The sequence below is a fragment of the Pedobacter sp. N23S346 genome (genome assembly GCF_048515415.1).
GTDB lineage: Bacteria > Bacteroidota > Bacteroidia > Sphingobacteriales > Sphingobacteriaceae > Pedobacter.
The window spans coordinates 126,917-144,331 of the sequence record NZ_JBLYEE010000009.1; the positions used below are offsets into that span (position 1 = coordinate 126,917).

Sequence of the window (17,415 nt, forward strand, 5' to 3'; positions counted from 1 at the left end):
AAGGGCTGGTAGTATATCGCATATTATTATTGTAAGCTTACGCCCACAGATGCCCTTGTTTCGTCGTAAAACAGGTTCAGGGCCTTAGGTTTGGTGCCGGCAGGAATACGGAACGTAATCAGCTCCGATTCTTTAGTCGATTCCGCTTCAACGCTAACTCCGCCTCCTTCTGATCGTGAAATAGCTGTGTTATTATCCAACGTTAATCTAAAATCTGCAGGGCCTACAAAAACAGAAGAACCTCCTATTTTATTTTTATTGGTAACACTTATTTTAAAGGTAAACTCGATACCCTCTGATTTTCTGTCGGGGTCGCTCAAATCTGTCGCACTTACTGGTATCACTTTTACAAAGGCTTCTTTTTGCTTACCCAGTAAGGCGCTATCGGGTGTAAAAGTGGCCGTGTAAGTTTTGGGAGCGTTTCCCTGCGCTACAGGTGCAGCAGTATCGGTTACAGGCTGTTCAGTTGCTGCGTTGGTATCGCTGCCTCCGGCTGTGTTGTTTGCCGTTTTTTGCTTGCAGGAAAATGATATGGCTGATAGGCCAAAAATTGCAATTAATGTGACTTTTTTCATGGTTTTTGATTCTTAAATTATTAAAATTTTAGTTATTAAATGTCCGTATCCTATTGGCCATCTTAAAAAAAACGCACAATTTATATCCGTCCGTAGTAGGTACTACTTCTTTTATTTTTTATGTACACTAATGACTTAAACTCCTGAATAACAATGATATATTTAGTGAGTTTGACTTCTCATTTGACGTATATAATTAAATAGAGCGTTGTGTTATTTAACTAGGGATATTCACCAGAGGCTTTCTGTCTTTCAGCGGAATGACCAATTTTAATCCCGACCATATTTCATCTATTGCGCAGACCTTAATGTCCACAAGCCCGTTGTGGAGTGCAAGCCCCCGTACCACATCTTCGGTCATGTCTGTCATTACCTTTGATGCTTTTTTTGGCCATGAGATCCATATTATTCCGTTGGGGAAGATTTCATTTTTTAACAAAGGGATATCGCGGCGCAGGTCATCCGCAGATTTCGTAAAATAATGGATCAGGTTTTTCTTGGGTTCTTTATCATCCAGTAAGTGAACGTTAGCTGGCATATCCTCAAAAAGGCCAAAATAATAATAAGGCTGACCAATCAGCCTTATTTTAAAACCCTCTTTGATGCCTAATTTTTTCGCCAGGGGCGTTCCGGAGTATCCTGAAGTTTTCATCAATTTCTTTTAGCACTATTTGTTATTCATAGGAACATTAATCCGCTGTATTGCCATTCGTAATAAAATTCGCCTGTTTTATTGAAGCGCCTTATCGACGAGTTTCCTGAGTTGATTATACTTTTCCTGTCTTCCATCTGATCTCAGGTAGAAAGCCATCAAAAAGGCGCAATACTTTTTCTCCTTATCTATCCAAGGGAAAGCTCCGAACAGGCCAGGGCTGCTCAGCACACCACTACCTGTTATCCATTCTCCGTAGCCATAGCCCATACCTGCGGCCTCTGCAGGTGTATAAGCTATTTTAACATCGGCTGTGATCCTGTTGACCTGCATTTGTGCAATGCTGTTTTCTGACAACACCCGCTTGCCATGAAACTCTCCCTTGTTAAGGATCATGTTCAGGAAGTTCATATAATCATTGACTGTACTGACGGCACCACCCGCTGGCAAGGCCACTTTACCCTTGCCGAAATCGGTATGTTTCATTTCCAGCGGTATTGCTATGCGCTCGGCAAACAGTGTTTCAAAGCTCTTGCCGCTGATCTTTTCGATCACCGCACCGGCTATCTGCAGACCGGTATTGCTGTAACGAAAAACCTTGCCGGGCTGTCCTTCCATTGGGTAATCTGCGATCTTGCCAATCTCTTCTTCCATACTGTTAACCTGTCTCATTTCCGCCAGGTTTTCGCGCAGATCGGGGGATCGTATTCCGGTCATATGTGACAAGCATTCGCTGATGGTGATCGATCCTTTTTTATTTTGAGACAATATGGGAAAGAATTGGCCAACGGTATCCGTCAGCTTTAATTTGCCCTCATCTACAAAGGTCATCACTAGGGCTGCACTCAGCCATTTGCTGCAACTGGCAATTGGTTGCCGGGTGCTTGAGGTATAATCGCTGAGATCCGCTGGTTTCCCCTGCTTTTTGGCGACCAGCCTGACCAGCATCTTATCTCTTCCGCTCATTTTGTTTACCGCATGGCTGTAAACTATCTTTCCATCCTTGCTAACCACCATCATGAGGCGGCCGCCCATACCGGAAACCTGTTCGGCAAGCCATTGATCTACCTGGTTAAATGGCTGTTGGGCTCTGGTATTTCCAAACACTGTCAGGACAATTAGTAAGACTATTATTTTCTTCATCGTATTGGGATTGATTAATTGCAATTAGAGATTCTGGGATTGTCCGGGCTGTTGCATGGAAACAGGTATTTGCCTGGATCGTATTTAGGGCTAGGGTTATCGGTAACCTCTAGTGGAGCCATAGACTGCCCATTGTAACCAGGCATACTCACTTGTTCCGTAGAGCCATTGCCCAGTGCAACGTTCTTCCCGGCCGGGCTACCATTAAAGCTGTAGTCTATCAGCGCATCCAGTAAACGGTAAACCCCGTAATAATCGTAGGCATCGTAAGCAGAGCGGCTATTGGGCAGGTTATGCTCCGTTGAGTATTTATAACCTGCCACCGTTGAGGGCTTCAGGTAATAGTAGTCTTTTTCCGAATCAGAGATATTGATATTCTTAAAGATGTCAATGGCCAGGCGGTGGTCATTATAGACATCCTCGTCATAGACCTGCGTGATCATTCTGGTGTTTGCCGGGAAGCTCCCAAGTTGCGCCGGCGTGATCTGGTAACTGTACCAGGGTGCCATCGTGAAAAGGAAACGCCCGTCCTGCCCCCATCCTTTTTCAGTAAAGGCCTTGTAGGACAATCCTATAGATGCGCCACCGCCAAAGGAATGGCCCATAAAGCCCACTTTTTTGGTATCGATGATGTTCGGGTAATCAGCTGCGGCTTTGGTAAAACCTGTCCATAAGGTCAAATAACGGTGATCAATGCTGATGTCAGTTGTAGGGTAAGGTACAAAAACAACAACGTAACCCTTTTTAGCGATGAACTCAAACAGTCCCCGGTTATATTCCTTATCCTCCCCGCCATAAGGGTGCGAATAAAAGATCGTTGGCCTGGCTACGGCGGTGCCTTCGGGATAAAAGATGGTTACCTGAGTGCCTGGATATTCGGTGTTAGGAAAGCTAATCTCTGCGACCTTATAGGTCCCGTCAGCACCATAGCCGGACGAAGGACGGGAGATCGGACCGGCTAGGTCATCATCCAAGGGAACAGGATCAGTGCTACTGTCGCTATTTTTGGAACATCCGGATAGCAACAGTAATAAAAAGCTCATTTTAAAAAAAATAGATTTCATTGGATCTTTTTAAGTATTTAATTAAGAGTACTGCTATTATTGTTGACCCATCTTTGATTTCATTTTTTCTTTCATCTCCTCCTCAAATGCCTGGTACTGCTTATACTGTTCGGCTGTGAATACCTTTTTCAGTTCCCCGTCCTTTTCCTTTTGGAGGGTCTTGAGCTGTTTGAACTTAGAGAGTTTGCTAGCGTCGCTTTTGATGATTGGGTCGTTTTTTAAAGCATACTTCAGGTTGATTGCCTGTACATGGTTAAGCTGCCCTGAATCCAGGCTAAGTTTGGTTTTCATCAGACTGGTCTGGAATTGTGCCCTTTCTTCCGGTGTCTTGTCCTTCATCCCGGTTGTATTTTGTGCCGTGGCCAATTGGGTGGACAGCATCATCAACAGGCTTAGCGCTAGGGCAAGTCTAAAGTTGTTTTTTTGATTTTTAATGTTTTTTTGATTAATGTTTTACGTGGTTAAACTATTTAATAATGGACAGAGGGTTAATGAACAACGACTACGCGCCGGCGTACAACAGGGCGCATAACAACAGCCCTGGCGGGTGCGACCACAACGGGTCTGATGACTGGTCTTTGAACGACTACAATTTTTCGGGCAGATGTTCTTCTTACAACAACATGCGTTTGGGCATTCACTGATGAGGCACTTATAAATGCCAGGGCTGTAATTAAAAGGATTTTCTTCATGATATTGAAATTAAATGAGTTGCTTTTAAGTAAGACTTTAAAATAAGATGCCGATTATTATTTTTCCTTTGAAGCTTCTAAAACAGGGCTTGAATTTACTATGGATGTGGTTGAGATGACTGGTTTAAACCAACCCAGAAATCCATGCATGACCAAGCGGAATGGGTTATAGCTTAGAAAGCCTGTAGTTAATCCATAGTTCACCCGCTCGGTTTCCGGCTGGTAAGTACCAAACAGCCTGTCCCAGATAATCAGCACACCGCCAAAATTCTTATCTATGTAAATGGGATTGCTGCCATGGTGAACACGGTGCGATGATGGTGTGTCCATCACTTTTTCTACCAGGCCCAGTTTGCCAATGGCTTCGGTATGCAGGAAGAACTGGTAGACCAGGTTGAGTGCATAGGAAATCACGATAAAGTCAAATGGCATTCCAAGCAGGGCTGCCGGTATAAAGAACAGCGGGCTAAGGAGTGCTGAAAACCAGTTGAGCCGGTAAGCAGCAGTCAGGTTCATGTGCATAGCCGAATGATGGATCAGATGGAAAGCCCAAAGCGGTTTCCACCTATGCGATGCGCGGTGGAACCAGTAATAGATAAAATCCGCAGTTACGAACGTCAGTAAAAATATCCAAACATTATGCGGCAGTTTGAAAGGGGAAAGATGGGCAAAGAATCCCAATACAGTCAATTGGTAGCCAGCAAACAAGTATTTAGATAATTGAAAGCCTGCAAATACCAAAAGGTTAGAAAAGGTTTCCTTCACTTCATAAGCATTGCGGCCTTTTTTCCAGCTCCAGATAATCTCCGCAGTGATTAAGAGTAGCAGGAACAATAAAATGTAAACGTGATACGGCCCGGTTTGATGTTTCATTACTTCGTTTTTTAATGTACGATGTAATTTGGTGAAGAATACATTAAGGGAAAAGGCCGGATCGGCTGAGACTGAAAAATCAGGGGGTGAAGTGTTTAGCTGTTCATCCAGTCTTTAAACTCCGGCACACGCGCCTTACTGATCAGGATGTGTTCTGATGGCTCCGGTTTTACTTTTACGGACAAGCGGCCATTGAAATAAAAATCAACTTCAGAGATGGCCATCCGGTTAACGATAAATTGCCGGTTGGCACGAAAGAATAATTGCGGATCCAATTGCTCTTCCAGGTGCTCCATCGTATGATCCAGAAAATATTGCTTTCCGTCGGATGTATGACCATACACAACCTCATTTTTGGTGTAAAACCAGGCCATTTTTGCCGTTTCTACCGGTACCAGTTTGTCACGGTAATGCACCAGAAAGGATCTCCTATAAGACTTGACACTGGACTGGAACTGCTCCATGAGCCGATCAAATTTTGACCCGTCAGGTGCCTGTCCGTATGGCATTACCAAAGTTTCAAACTTTTGCAGGGCACGCATGATGTCCTGCTCATCAAATGGCTTCAGAATATAGTCGATACCATTATTTTTAAAAGCTTCAATGGCGTAATCGTTGTAAGCGGTCACAAATATTACTGCCCGGTTAATCTGTGCCTGTTTGAAGATCTCAAAGGATAATCCATCTGTGAGCCGGATGTCCATAAAAACCAGGTCATAACCATGCTCATGCGTATTGAACCAGGACACTGCCTCGTCTACACCAGTAAGCATGGAGATCACCCTGATGTTTCGGTCAAGATGTTCCAATATATGTGCCAGGTTACGCGCCGTAACCGGTTCGTCTTCGATCAATACAATGCGTAGTGCTTTCATCAGCTCAAAGGTAGTTTAACAATAAACATCTCATTTGTTCTTTCGATCTCAATTTCTTGGTTCACCAGCAAGCGAAAACGTTCGTTCAAGTTAACCAGCCCAATTCCAGTGCTGCTTTCTGGCAGGGTCATTTCCTGAAGGTTATTGCTGATGATCAAACACTTATCTTCTCTATAGATACGTACAACCAAAGGATGATCAGCGGTAGCGGAGTTGTGCTTGGCGGCATTTTCTAATAGGGGTTGTAAGGAAAGGTGCGGGATTCGGGCATTGAGATCAAACTGTCCGATCTCAATTTCAAGGCGGAAAGCCTTTTCAAAGCGCATGTTCAACAGTTGCGCATAAGATCTGAGCGTTTCCAGCTCCTCGGCAACGCTCACCAGCGCTGTGCCGGATCGCTGGAGCGCATTCCTGAATACTTTCGACAGGTGAAAAATATAGAACTGCGCCAGCTTCGGGTCTTCCCGGACAATACCGGAGAGACTACTGAGGGAATTGAAAAGCAAATGCGGGTTTAGCTGTTCTTCCAGCAGCTTTAGTTGCGCTTCCAGGTACGCGCTTTTTAACTGTTCATGGTCTTTGTCCTTTTGTTTGGCTTCCCTGAGTAGCAGGATAATCCTGATGATAATGCCGATAAGGATGGCACTCAGACCGAAACGGGCAAAATACCCCATTCGGTGCAAGCCCGTTAAGTGGTTACCCGCAAAAAGGGCATATTGGAGGAAATTGCCAGCAACTATAAGCAAAAAGATTAAAAAAACGTTGGCACCGAAATAAATACCATAGCGCTTTTGTTCCCGATAACTGGCGAAACCCGTGCCCTTTTCCAGGTTCAGGTAAAATAGTAAGCCACAAAAGATCAGGTTTAAAAAGAACTGGAAAGTCAGTTCACCCAGGTCGAACTGCCAGTAGTGCGCCATGACCCCACTAGTCCGTAAAGCCAGTAAACGGGCAGAATTCACCATCAGGGCAATCAATAAGGAGCTGTAACCGCAAATACGGAGTTCGTTCTTATCCATAGACGAAAGTAGCCATTATATTTCCGTTGCCGATATGTTGAGCAGGTGAAACTGATAAAACAAATAGGTGAAGTGTTCAAATGAAGAGTTGAAAATAAAACAACTGCATTTATGGTGTTTGATCATTTTGTTTACATTTTGAAATTAGGTTCGTAGTCCCTTACCTTTACTCTTTACCGTCAACAGGGCGTTCCATTACTTTCAGCGAAATCCCAATTTATTGTCGACAAGCTTTTTCACAAGACCGACAAATATATGATATGAATGTAGAAGAGTTTAGAGATTTCTGTCTGTCATTTCCTGATACACGAGAGGGTATGCCTTTCGAGGGTTTCTTTAAAAATTCGCAGTCTATCCTCGTATTTTACGTGGGTAAGAAGATGTTCTGTTTGTTCGACCTCGATAAATTTGATCGTTGTACATTAAAATGTGACCCTAACCTTGTTGATGAACTTAGGGGGCATGAGGGCATTGACAAACCGTTTAACCTGAGCCAAAAACACTGGATAAGTGTTGCTTTGAATGGGGATGTATCGCAGGAATTGATCAAAGATCTGGTTACTAAATCTTACCAACTAGTTGCAGATGGTGTATCGAAGGGAAATAAATAAGGTCTTTATAAATTCTGTTAGATGAAATTTAAATTGATCAGTATATCAAGATGGTAGTGGATAGATTTTAGAAGTCATTAGACTAGGTAATTATTTTAGAAATTTATATTATCTGGAAAGGTTGCGTAATGGCTACTGCTGTTGTATGCCTTTTTTAGCCTGTTAAATATTATAGCGAACAATTTTAAACTGTTCGCTATAAAGTTCTGATTTCGAAGATGTTAGTTAGAGGTGTAAACTTCTTTTAAAAACGCTTTTGCAGTCATTGGCTTTCTGCCCAAAAGATTTTCTAAATCTGTTTTTTCAGTTGAAAATTCTCCTTGCTTAATGGCCTCGGCAAAACCTGCAAACATTCCAACATATTCAGTTGGAACGCCTGCTCCTGTTAATGTTTCCATGTAAATATCTTTTGGAGGACTTACATAATTGATTTGTCTACCTACTATTTCACTTAAATCCTGAGCCATTTCTTGAATCGATATATTTTCGGTGTTGCTCATTGAATATTCTTTGTTTTCGTGTCCTTCGCTCGTCAATACATTGGCAGTAGCTTCAGCCATATCATTCCGCAAAGCAAATGCCGATTTTGTGTCACCTGCAGGCAAAAATATTCCACTTGTTAAAACTTGTTCTCCGAAAAACATTGGTAACGCATCGAGATAAAGATTATTTCTAAAAATGGTGTAAGTCAATCCACTTGCCTTAATCAGATTTTCTGTGTCAATATGCGATTTTGCAACAAAGGAAATAGGTGAAGTTTCGGTGTCATTTTTTCGCTCAAAACTGGTATATAATATATGTTTTACCCCTGCTTCTATAGCTGCCTTCACTGCATTCTCGTGTTGTTGTCCACGTTTCACGACATCAGAACTTGATACCAATAACAACTTGTCAACGCCCTTGAAGGCTTCTACCAATGCTGTATAGTTGTCGTAATCGCCAATTTTTAAGGTAATTCCTTTTGTTTTCAAGTCTTCCGCTTTCTCCACATCTCTTACCAAAGCCGAAATACTGTTTGCCGAAATGCCTTTTTTTAATAGGAAGTCGATGGTTGCTTTTCCATAATTTCCTGTTGCTCCTGTTACTAAAATCATATTTTATAATTCTTTAAATATTGTGAAGCAAAGATATATTACCTTTGCTTCTTAAAGTATAGTAGTATACTAAAGTATAGCGATAAATTTCATAATTGAGGAAAAAATGGAAAGTATAAAGAACTTCAAATCTTGTCCAGGGCAATATGTGTTACATATAAATGACACTATGAACGTAATTAGCGGAAAATGGAGGTTAGCAATTATTGCTTCCGTCCTTTTTGGCAAAAAGCGTTTTACCGAAATACAGCGGAATATTCCGAAGATAACACCAAGGATGTTAAGTAAAGAACTGAAAGAACTGGAACTGAATGGAATGATTGTTCGAAATGTTTACGACTCAATACCTGTAACTGTGGAGTATGAATTATCCGAATCAGGAAAATCAATTACAGAAGTTATGGATAAAATGATTGAATGGGGTATAAAACATAGAATATCTGTGCTTGCAAAGCCAAGTGCTCAGGCTTTAATTGCAGTAGTTGAATAACGATTTTTAATTTGTTTACTCTATAGTAAGTGAGCAAGTTTCTTAACTGGTCAGTATCTTGGGAAGATTACTGATAAAACTATAGAAAGAAAGTCGGTAAAACACCTTCCATAAATCGGGTGAATCGACTTGAAAAAAACTTAAAATTTTCCGAATTAATTTTCAACTTATACTGTGCTTTAATATTTAAACTTCTATTTCTTTTATGTTGCCCAATTAACAGTGAATTTATGATTCCCTGTTTGAATGACCTGAAATAATTAGCTTTTAATAATCCAATCTTCAGTCATTGATACCGAAGCCACCGTAGAAATGAACTTTCTAGCCCAAACTACATTTGTTTTGAATTTCATAACTTGCAAAATGAAACGTAAAGAGACGATCAACGAATTTTATACCAATCACGGACAGGAATACCCGAAAACAGGGAAATTCAACGTGTATCGTAGGGAAGAGTTTGCGTGCGACTCTACTTCTTTACCGCCTAATCGCAGGGATTTCTACAAAATATCATTGATACTAAATGGAGAAGGCATTATTTCATCGGCAGATAAAGCCATTAAAATCAATGGGAATACCATTACGTTTATGAATCCGCTTATTCCCTATTCCTGGGAACCGACAACAGAAAATCAGACAGGTTATTTTTGCCTTTTCACAGAGGATTTTGTGAATCAAAACCTTAAGGCAGAAAGCCTATCGCAATCTCCATTGTTTAAAATTGGTGGTAATCATATCTTTTTGCTGACAGATGAAAGCGCAAGATTGTTAAGCGGTATTTTTGAGAATATGTTTCGTGAAATACAATCAGACTATGCGAATAAATATGATTTACTGAGAAGTTACGTGCAGATTGTGATGCACGAGGCCATGAAGATACAACCGCCAGAAACGTTTTATCAACCCACAAACGCTTCCGAACGCACAGTTACGTTATTTCTGGAATTGTTGGAGAGGCAATTCCCGATAGACTCACCAAGTCAAATCATCAAACTCAAAAACGCCAACGAATTTGCGGCACAACTAAACGTGCATACCAATACGTTGAACCGTGGCTTAAAAGAAACAACTGGCAAAACCACCACGGATTGGATTGCCGAACGTATTACAAAAGAAGCAAAAGCATTATTGCAGTTCAGCAGTTGGGATATTGCTGAAATTGGTTATAGTTTAGGCTTTGAACATTCATCGAACTTTATCATTTTTTTCAAAAAGCAATCAGGTATTACACCTTTGCAATTCAGGAAAGAAATCGGAGTAAGTATGGTTTAAATAACAGCATTTAAACCCTGTTACAGGTTCTGTTCGGCAGGAATAAACTCGCCTTTTTCGCTTACGACCTGATTGCCCCATTGCGTAATCGCTTCTAAAACTGGTGCAAAAGTTTTGCCGAAATCAGTCAGGCTATAAATCACTTTTACGGGTGGTTTTTTGCCATAGACTTTTCTTGATACCAAACCATCTTTTTCCAGTTGTTTTAACTGCAAACTCAATGTCATCTCGGTGACAGACGGCATTTCCTTGCGGAGTTCATTATACCTTTTTGGTTCGTCCTTTAAGTGGTAAAGGATAACAGCTTTCCATTTTCCACCCACCAAATCCATTGTCAGGCTTACTGTACAGGGATAAATTTTTCCATTCAGCTTTACGTAATCGCCAATACATTCTGTTTTCATACTGCCCTTTTTTTAACCTATCGATTTGGATAGTTATTGCAAATGTATTCTACTAAAATTAGTTTTGCAACTATAATTATGATAGTTCAAATTAAGTATAAATCAACCAAAATTAAAGACAATGAAAATTCTAATCGTATTGGCACACCCAGAACCCCAAAGTTTTAATGCCGCAATGTATTATTCAGCAATAAAAACATTACTAGAAAACGGTCACGAAGTAAGAACATCGGATTTGTACCAAATGAATTTCAATCCTGTTTCGGGCAGGCAAAATTTCACAAGTGCAAAAAATGAAGCCTATTTCAGTCAGCAAAGCGAAGAGCTTTTCGCGTATGGGAACAATGCTTTTGCAGATGATATAGTTGCAGAACAAGATAAAGTGTTCTGGTGCGATTTGATGATTTGGCAGTTTCCGCTCTGGTGGTTTTCTGTCCCTGCGATATTGAAAGGCTGGGTGGATAAAGTTTTTGCAATGGGAAGCTTTTATGATAATGGACGAATTTATGATAACGGTATGCTGAAAAGCAAGAAAGCCTTGTTATCTGTAACGACAGGTGGCCCTGAAAAGAATTACGTGACAACGAAATACGGCAGCACTAATCAAATATTGCATCCTATCCAAACAGGTATTCTTGAATTTGTCGGTTTTTCTGTCCTGCAATCCGAAATACATTTTTCTATCGAACGCATTACCGACGAAGAACGGAAAGCCGTGCTGGAAAAGTGGGAAAAACGTTTGAAAAACATTTTTATATAAACGCTCATCCATTCTGTTTTCATTCGGCACACTTCTTTGTTTCCATATCATAACAACCCGTTTGATTAGCATAATTTTTAAAAAACAACTGTATCTAATTTCGCTTCATTAAATTTTGATTTATGAAAGCAATACAATTAGAAAATTACGGCATAGAATATTTAAAGATAGCCGAAATACCGACACCCGAAATTGTCGAAAATGAAATATTAGTTAGAACCACAGCAGTTTCTCTGCAATACCTTGATTTGCTTACCGTAGAAAATACAGCAGGCTTCAATATCCCGCTTCCGTTTGTTCCAGTTTCTGAGGGTGTGGGCATAGTTGAAGCCATTGGGAAAAACGTAACCCGCTGGAAGAAAGGTGATCGTGTGCTTATTCCATTTATTCCACGTTGGGAAGCAGGCAAAATTACAACTTACCACAATACGCTGAGAACAGGCTTGCAAACTTCGGGAACGTTGGCAGAATTTACCGTACAGCCTGAAAATACACTGGTACGTACGCCTGAAAACCTGACCGATGAAGAAGCAACATCTCTTTCGGTTGCAGGCTTAACCGCTTGGGCAATGCTCATCACACAAGCCAACATCAAAGCAGGGCAAACCATTCTGATACAGGGAAGCGGAGGCGTTTCTTTGGCTGCCTTGCAAATCGCAAAGATGTCGGGCCTAAAAGTCATTGCAACCACAGGAAGCAAGGAAAAGGAGCAAAAGCTCAAAGATTTAGGAGCTGATGAAGTCATCAATTACAAAGATTTTCCCGAATGGAGCAAGGAAGCAAAACGGCTGAACAACGGCGTAGGTGTAGATGTAACGCTTGATGTAGCTGGAAGTGAAACGATTGAGCAAAGTATTCTTTCCGTTAGAGAACACGGTTTTGTGGGCTTGGTAGGTTTTATGTCGGGGAGCAAATTAGCCTTTGATGTATTCCAGCTCATTATGAACTATATCCGCCTGCAAGGCTATTCCGTAGGCAATGCACAGGAATTGGGAGATTTGGTGAATGCCATTGAAAAGAACAATCTTAAACCTGTTTTAGATAGCATTTACCCCATAGCACAAACACAGGAAGCATTTCAGAGATTAAAATCGGGTAGTGTTTTCGGAAAAGTAGTCATCAAATTTTAAAACAATCAAAGCAATGAAAGTAAGAAATATAATAACCGTAATACTCATCTGCCTTGTTTTAAAAGGTTTTTCTCAACAAACCATCAGCGGGTTTGCAATGCCCGAAAGCATAACATCGGACGGCAAACGCTTTTTTGTATCCAATCAGGGACAAGACTTTTTGAATAAAGATGGCGATGGTTATATCAGTGAAATCTCGGCAGACGGAAAATTAATCAACCAAAAATTTCTTCCTCAGAATGGTATATTGAATGCTCCGAAAGGAATGGCGGTTGCCAACGGTATTTTGTATGTGGCAGATTTAGACAGAATAGTAGGTTTTGACATCAATACAAAGAAAACGGTATTTGAACTTATTATACCACAAGCTGTTGTTTTAAATGATGTTTGCCATCTGGAAAATGGCTTTATCGGTGTTACAGAAACAGTTTCAGGCAATATTTATAAAGTAAATACCAAAAATAAAACCTTTGAAATAATCGGCAATCTACCCACTGCAAACGGCATTAATTATGATGAGAACACAAAACGGTTGGTAGTTTGTACCAACGGAAAAATTTTAGGTGAGGGTGCTGTTTACACCAAAACAGGTAATGGAAATTTTCAAGCACTTCCCAATATTGCCAATGGCTTTTTTGATGGAGTGGAATGGATAAATGATAGCCATTTATTGATTTCTGATTGGGTCACATTTCCCACCAAAGGTTTTGGTAAACTTTGGATTTATGATTTGAAAACTCAGCAAGCCAAAATGCTATTAACCGAAGAAAGTATTGCGGATATCTATTACAACCCAACCACTCAAAAAATCTATATGCCTCAAATGCTGAAAAATAAGGTCATCATTACAGACAAAAAGGAATTGGAAACGAACCAAAAACATCAATACAACAAATTATATCAATATGGTGTGGCCGACGCTTTTGTGGGCGGTTTATACAAAGGCACTTTGCCACTGAAAGAACTGAAACTAAAAGGCGATTTTGGCTTAGGTGCACCCGATATGCTGGACGGAGAATTGACGATGCTTGACGGCAAAGTATATCAGACCAAAGCCACAGGCGAAACCATTGAACCAGACAACGATTTTAAAACTTCGATGTTGTTTACAACGTTCTTTAAAGCCGATACGGTTTTTAACGTACAAGATACAATTGGAGAAAAAGCCCTTTTGGAACTGATAGGCAAGAAGATGAAAAATAAAAATTCAATGTATGCCATTAAAATATCAGGGCATTTCGACCACATAAAAACAAGGGCATTTCCACCTGTACAAGATGAACCATTACCTGTGATTACGGCTATTTTGGATACCCAAAAGTTTTTTGAGTTTTCAGATACTCACGGTACTCTGGTCGGTTATCATCTGCCCGAATACCTCAACGGTATTAATGTCAAAGGATTTCATTTTCATTTTCTTTCTACGGAAAAGACACAGGGCGGACACGTTTTGGACTTCAGGGCAGGAAACTTAACAATAGAAATTGCCGAACTGAAAAGTTTTGAGCTGAATATACCAATAGACAAAGACTTTCAGACTTTCAAATTTAACACTAAAGACAATGAAGCTTTAAAGCGTGTAGAACAAGGGAGATAAAGTTCAAAGACTTGATGTTATTGAATCACTCAATTAAATGACTGTTTAAATTGAAGTGGTGTCATTAATGTTTTCTTTTTGAATAGCTTGTTGAAAGACTGCGGATATTCGAAACCCAATTGGTAGGCAATTTCATTTACCGATAATTTGGTTGTAGTAAGCAGTTCTTTTGCCTGCTCGATAAAATAATTGTGCAGGTGTTGCTGTGTGGTCTGCCCGGTAAGATTTTTGAGCATATCATTCAGGTAATTGGCAGATACAAAAAGATGGAATCAACTGTTCATTAAGAAAAGGACCATATATATCTGCCGTGTCCAAAAAACTACCGCCCAATTCCAATGAACGATGGATGGTAGCGATCGCTTCTTTCTCATCTGCTTTTCCATAGATATCTCCCCCGAAGCCTGTTGTCATACCCATACAGCCAAGACCTAATGCAGGAACAACTAATCCTTGACTGCCTAATTTCACTTCTTTAATGTTGCTCATAGATTTGTTATTTTAATTTATAACGAAGTTATGTTGGGCAAGCCGATTAAAAGTGTCCAAATCACTTGGGATTGTATCCAAAAAATCTCTTGAAATAAACGCTTTGCTTTTTTAGCAGCGATCTTATGCTATTAAGCAAAACGGCAGGAATATTTTTTGACAGGTATTTTTATGTAAAAAAATGCCCCAATCAACTGGAACATTCTTTTACATAAATGTAATACAACCAAATTCGTTACCAAACTTTTGAAATTAGAGATTAATCAGCTTTTCAAAAATATCCGTAGAATCGCCTTTCAGATTTATCTGGTCAAAGTAGTTAAACCAGTCCGAATTTGCCATAAGGTCTTGAACCCCATTTGCAAGCTCATCAGTTGGTACAGTCCAAACGACAAAGAAATTGTAGTCAGCACGATGAAGGGTATCCTGGTCATTTTCGTTCATGCTGATGATTGCTACTCCCTGGTCCATTAGGCCCTTTGCAGACTCATTAATGTGAGCAAGGTAAGCGGCTCTCTCTTCTTTGTTTAGATCAAGCCAGGCTTGTGTTGGTGTAAAAAGTTCGATAAAATACTTCATTGTGCTTTTGTTTAATGATTTTTTAAATGATACTTATAAATATTTTTTTGTAATAAGCAACTGCTCACAAAGATATTAGCTCTGAAAATAGTAGGGAATAGACAAATCGTGCTAATGATGTCACTATTGGTGCTTTTAAGCTGGTCTATTGATTTGATCGCATCATATCGTATCAATGCTGCTGATGATATCTGTTGCAATTTTGAAAGACAATCGTCAAAATTATTTACCTTAAGTAACTGCTTGTTTTTTTATGCTTTTCAGACGTTTAATGAAAAATTAATCCTGAATTAGTCTTTTATAGTTTAAGGTGTAGATAAAATAAGATATAAAAAAAATGTACCTAAGATGGATGGTTATTATTCTTCTGAAATTTTAGAAAACCGCCTATTTCAATCAATTCGTCAATAAAATGGTTCTAATTTCGCACAGCAACAGACGACGAATTTTTAGAGCAGTTCTGAGAAAAACTGCTTAGTTATTTATAAGAAAGATGGCTATAAGAAATGTGGTTCTATGTTTTGATGTCACAAATGTAGATATATTCAAAAACGCATTTTTGGACCTACACCGCTGGTTTTTTTGGTTCGGGCCCTATCATTGAATTTGGCTAATAACTGATTTTTTTTAGATATTCAAGGACCTTTTAGGTGGTTATTATCTGAAGAGTAATATGCTGTAAAACTATAGATTAACACTTTTAGAATGTCCTTACATTAAGTAATACTAATTTATCTTTTAGCAGTTTTGCAACAATAATATTATACTTTTTTTCCTTATTCAATCTGGATGTTTTCTTACAAATCCGGAATTGAATTCCTGTTATTCCGGAATTGGATTCCGGATTTGTAAGAAAATTAATTATTGTTGGCTATATTTGTATATGATTACTCGTACTGCAGAAGAAGAAGTTAAACTTTTGGCAAGCCAATTTAAAGCTATAGCCATTGTAGGCCCTAGACAGTCTGGGAAAACAACCCTAGCCAGAACTGTATTTCCTAATAAGCAATATGTTTCACTTGAAAATTTGGATAATAGATTATTTGCAACAGAAGATACGAGAGGCTTTTTAGCACAGTATTCCGATGGGGCTATTTTTGATGAAGCACAGCGTGTACCTGAACTATTTTCTTATTTACAACAGGTATTAGATGAAGATATAGAAAAAGGAAAATTTATATTAACTGGATCTAACAATTTTTTGCTACAGGAGAATATCTCTCAAAGCCTGGCTGGTAGGATAGGTTATTTATATCTTTTACCATTTTCTACGGAAGAAATCGGAACAATCACTAATAAGCAACAAAGCATTGAAGAGGCTATATACAACGGAGGATATCCTCCTATATATGACAATCAAATTTCCCCAAATAGATGGCTGTCAAATTATATTCGAACTTATGTTGAACGCGATGTACGACAAATTAAAAATGTAAATAATTTAGGGGCTTTTGAAAGGTTTATAAAACTTTGTGCCGGACGAATTGGGCAATTGTTAAATGTGACTAGTTTGGCCAATGAAACAGGCGTAGATGCAAAAACAATAAGTTCGTGGATTAGTGTGCTGGAGAGTAGTTTTATTATTTACCTGCTTAAGCCACATCACCAGAACTTTAACAAACGTTTGGTAAAAATGCCAAAATTGTATTTTTATGATACTGGTTTGGCCTGCTCACTATTGGGGATTCAACATGCTGATCAGCTAAAAACACACTCGGCGCTAGGCAATTTATTTGAAAATCATGTAATTACAGATATGATTAAAACCAGATATAATAAAAATGAACCAATGAACTTGTATTTTTGGCGAGACAGTTCTGGTAATGAAATGGATGTGATTATAGATAATGGAGGGACGCTGCATCCGGTAGAAATTAAATCAGGAAAAACTATTACTCCAGAATTTTTTAAGAATTTTAAGTTCTGGCAAAAGATATCTGGTACAGAAGGAGGAGTAGTCATTTATAATGGCGAGCAAGTTCAAAATAGAAGCAATGGATTGAAAATTGTACCTTGGAATAGTTCAGAAGCACGAATTTAATGTGTTTATTATTGCTTTAACTATAATAAGCAATATAAACATTTGTATTTAGAGC

The 17,415-nt window shown here is 39.4% G+C and carries 20 protein-coding genes; 7 read left to right on the forward strand and 13 right to left on the reverse strand.

Annotated features, from left to right (window positions below; all coding sequences use genetic code 11):
* Positions 1-26: 26 nt before the first annotated feature.
* The 8 genes from ACN1CD_RS16325 to ACN1CD_RS16360 form a co-directional block, all read right to left on the reverse strand.
* The gene (locus tag ACN1CD_RS16325) at positions 27-575 is read right to left on the reverse strand and encodes a hypothetical protein (RefSeq protein ID WP_419131457.1); all 549 of its coding nucleotides are present in this window, start codon (positions 573-575) and stop codon (positions 27-29) included.
* A gap of 217 nt (positions 576-792) precedes the next feature.
* The gene (locus ACN1CD_RS16330; RefSeq protein ID WP_419131458.1) at positions 793-1,227 is read right to left on the reverse strand and encodes a DUF3052 domain-containing protein; all 435 of its coding nucleotides are present in this window, start codon (positions 1,225-1,227) and stop codon (positions 793-795) included.
* 78 nt (positions 1,228-1,305) lie between these two features.
* Complete coding sequence (locus ACN1CD_RS16335) at positions 1,306-2,370, reverse strand: serine hydrolase domain-containing protein (protein ID WP_419131459.1); 1,065 nt, start codon at positions 2,368-2,370, stop codon at positions 1,306-1,308.
* Between the two features lie 14 nt (positions 2,371-2,384).
* Entirely contained in the window at positions 2,385-3,434 is a 1,050-nt protein-coding gene (locus ACN1CD_RS16340) for an alpha/beta hydrolase (protein ID WP_419131460.1), read from the reverse strand.
* Between the two features lie 36 nt (positions 3,435-3,470).
* Positions 3,471-3,773 (reverse strand): hypothetical protein, encoded by a 303-nt coding sequence (locus ACN1CD_RS16345; RefSeq protein ID WP_419131461.1) that lies wholly within the window; start codon positions 3,771-3,773, stop codon positions 3,471-3,473.
* A 410-nt stretch (positions 3,774-4,183) separates the two neighbouring features.
* Complete coding sequence (locus ACN1CD_RS16350; RefSeq protein ID WP_419131462.1) at positions 4,184-4,999, reverse strand: sterol desaturase family protein; 816 nt, start codon at positions 4,997-4,999, stop codon at positions 4,184-4,186.
* A 95-nt stretch (positions 5,000-5,094) separates the two neighbouring features.
* Positions 5,095-5,874 carry a LytR/AlgR family response regulator transcription factor gene (locus ACN1CD_RS16355; protein ID WP_419131463.1) on the reverse strand — a complete coding sequence of 260 codons (780 nt, stop codon included), beginning with the start codon at positions 5,872-5,874 and terminating at the stop codon, positions 5,095-5,097.
* On the reverse strand, positions 5,874-6,893 hold the full coding sequence (locus ACN1CD_RS16360; protein WP_419131464.1) for a sensor histidine kinase: 1,020 nt from the start codon (positions 6,891-6,893) through the stop codon (positions 5,874-5,876). Before ACN1CD_RS16360 ends, ACN1CD_RS16355 begins: the two co-directional genes overlap by 1 nt.
* 260 nt (positions 6,894-7,153) lie before the next feature.
* Here ACN1CD_RS16360 and ACN1CD_RS16365 point away from each other — a divergent pair, with 260 nt between their 5' ends.
* Positions 7,154-7,504 carry an MmcQ/YjbR family DNA-binding protein gene (locus tag ACN1CD_RS16365; RefSeq protein WP_419131465.1) on the forward strand — a complete coding sequence of 117 codons (351 nt, stop codon included), beginning with the start codon at positions 7,154-7,156 and terminating at the stop codon, positions 7,502-7,504.
* A gap of 221 nt (positions 7,505-7,725) precedes the next feature.
* On the opposite strand, the gene ACN1CD_RS16370 is transcribed toward ACN1CD_RS16365, so the two are convergent.
* Positions 7,726-8,598: an SDR family oxidoreductase gene (locus tag ACN1CD_RS16370; protein ID WP_419131466.1), complete on the reverse strand. Its 873-nt coding sequence runs from the start codon at positions 8,596-8,598 to the stop codon at positions 7,726-7,728.
* Positions 8,599-8,704: 106 nt separating this feature from the next.
* Between ACN1CD_RS16370 and ACN1CD_RS16375 the strand changes: the two genes are divergently transcribed.
* Positions 8,705-9,088 (forward strand): winged helix-turn-helix transcriptional regulator, encoded by a 384-nt coding sequence (locus tag ACN1CD_RS16375; RefSeq protein ID WP_419131467.1) that lies wholly within the window; start codon positions 8,705-8,707, stop codon positions 9,086-9,088.
* A 363-nt stretch (positions 9,089-9,451) separates the two neighbouring features.
* The gene (locus ACN1CD_RS16380) at positions 9,452-10,360 is read left to right on the forward strand and encodes an AraC family transcriptional regulator (protein ID WP_419131468.1); all 909 of its coding nucleotides are present in this window, start codon (positions 9,452-9,454) and stop codon (positions 10,358-10,360) included.
* A 20-nt stretch (positions 10,361-10,380) separates the two neighbouring features.
* Here ACN1CD_RS16380 and ACN1CD_RS16385 read toward each other — a convergent pair whose 3' ends face one another.
* Positions 10,381-10,764 (reverse strand): winged helix-turn-helix transcriptional regulator, encoded by a 384-nt coding sequence (locus ACN1CD_RS16385; protein WP_419131469.1) that lies wholly within the window; start codon positions 10,762-10,764, stop codon positions 10,381-10,383.
* 121 nt (positions 10,765-10,885) lie between these two features.
* Between ACN1CD_RS16385 and ACN1CD_RS16390 the strand changes: the two genes are divergently transcribed.
* The 3 genes from ACN1CD_RS16390 to budA all read left to right on the forward strand — a co-directional run bounded on the left by ACN1CD_RS16390 (position 10,886) and on the right by budA (position 14,251).
* Positions 10,886-11,524 (forward strand): NAD(P)H-dependent oxidoreductase, encoded by a 639-nt coding sequence (locus ACN1CD_RS16390; protein WP_419131470.1) that lies wholly within the window; start codon positions 10,886-10,888, stop codon positions 11,522-11,524.
* A 122-nt stretch (positions 11,525-11,646) separates the two neighbouring features.
* Positions 11,647-12,654 (forward strand): zinc-dependent alcohol dehydrogenase family protein, encoded by a 1,008-nt coding sequence (locus tag ACN1CD_RS16395; protein WP_419131471.1) that lies wholly within the window; start codon positions 11,647-11,649, stop codon positions 12,652-12,654.
* Positions 12,655-12,667: 13 nt separating this feature from the next.
* Positions 12,668-14,251 (forward strand): acetolactate decarboxylase, encoded by a 1,584-nt coding sequence (budA, locus tag ACN1CD_RS16400; RefSeq protein WP_419131472.1) that lies wholly within the window; start codon positions 12,668-12,670, stop codon positions 14,249-14,251.
* A 29-nt stretch (positions 14,252-14,280) separates the two neighbouring features.
* On the opposite strand, the gene ACN1CD_RS16405 is transcribed toward budA, so the two are convergent.
* From ACN1CD_RS16405 to ACN1CD_RS16415, 3 genes are all read right to left on the reverse strand, one after another.
* Entirely contained in the window at positions 14,281-14,487 is a 207-nt protein-coding gene (locus ACN1CD_RS16405; protein WP_419131473.1) for a helix-turn-helix domain-containing protein, read from the reverse strand.
* Between the two features lies 1 nt (position 14,488).
* Complete coding sequence (locus ACN1CD_RS16410; RefSeq protein WP_419131474.1) at positions 14,489-14,740, reverse strand: aldo/keto reductase; 252 nt, start codon at positions 14,738-14,740, stop codon at positions 14,489-14,491.
* A 252-nt stretch (positions 14,741-14,992) separates the two neighbouring features.
* Complete coding sequence (locus ACN1CD_RS16415) at positions 14,993-15,319, reverse strand: DUF6616 family protein (protein WP_419131475.1); 327 nt, start codon at positions 15,317-15,319, stop codon at positions 14,993-14,995.
* 883 nt (positions 15,320-16,202) lie between these two features.
* Here ACN1CD_RS16415 and ACN1CD_RS16420 point away from each other — a divergent pair.
* Positions 16,203-17,360 (forward strand): ATP-binding protein, encoded by a 1,158-nt coding sequence (locus ACN1CD_RS16420; protein ID WP_419131476.1) that lies wholly within the window; start codon positions 16,203-16,205, stop codon positions 17,358-17,360.
* Positions 17,361-17,415: the final 55 nt, after the last annotated feature.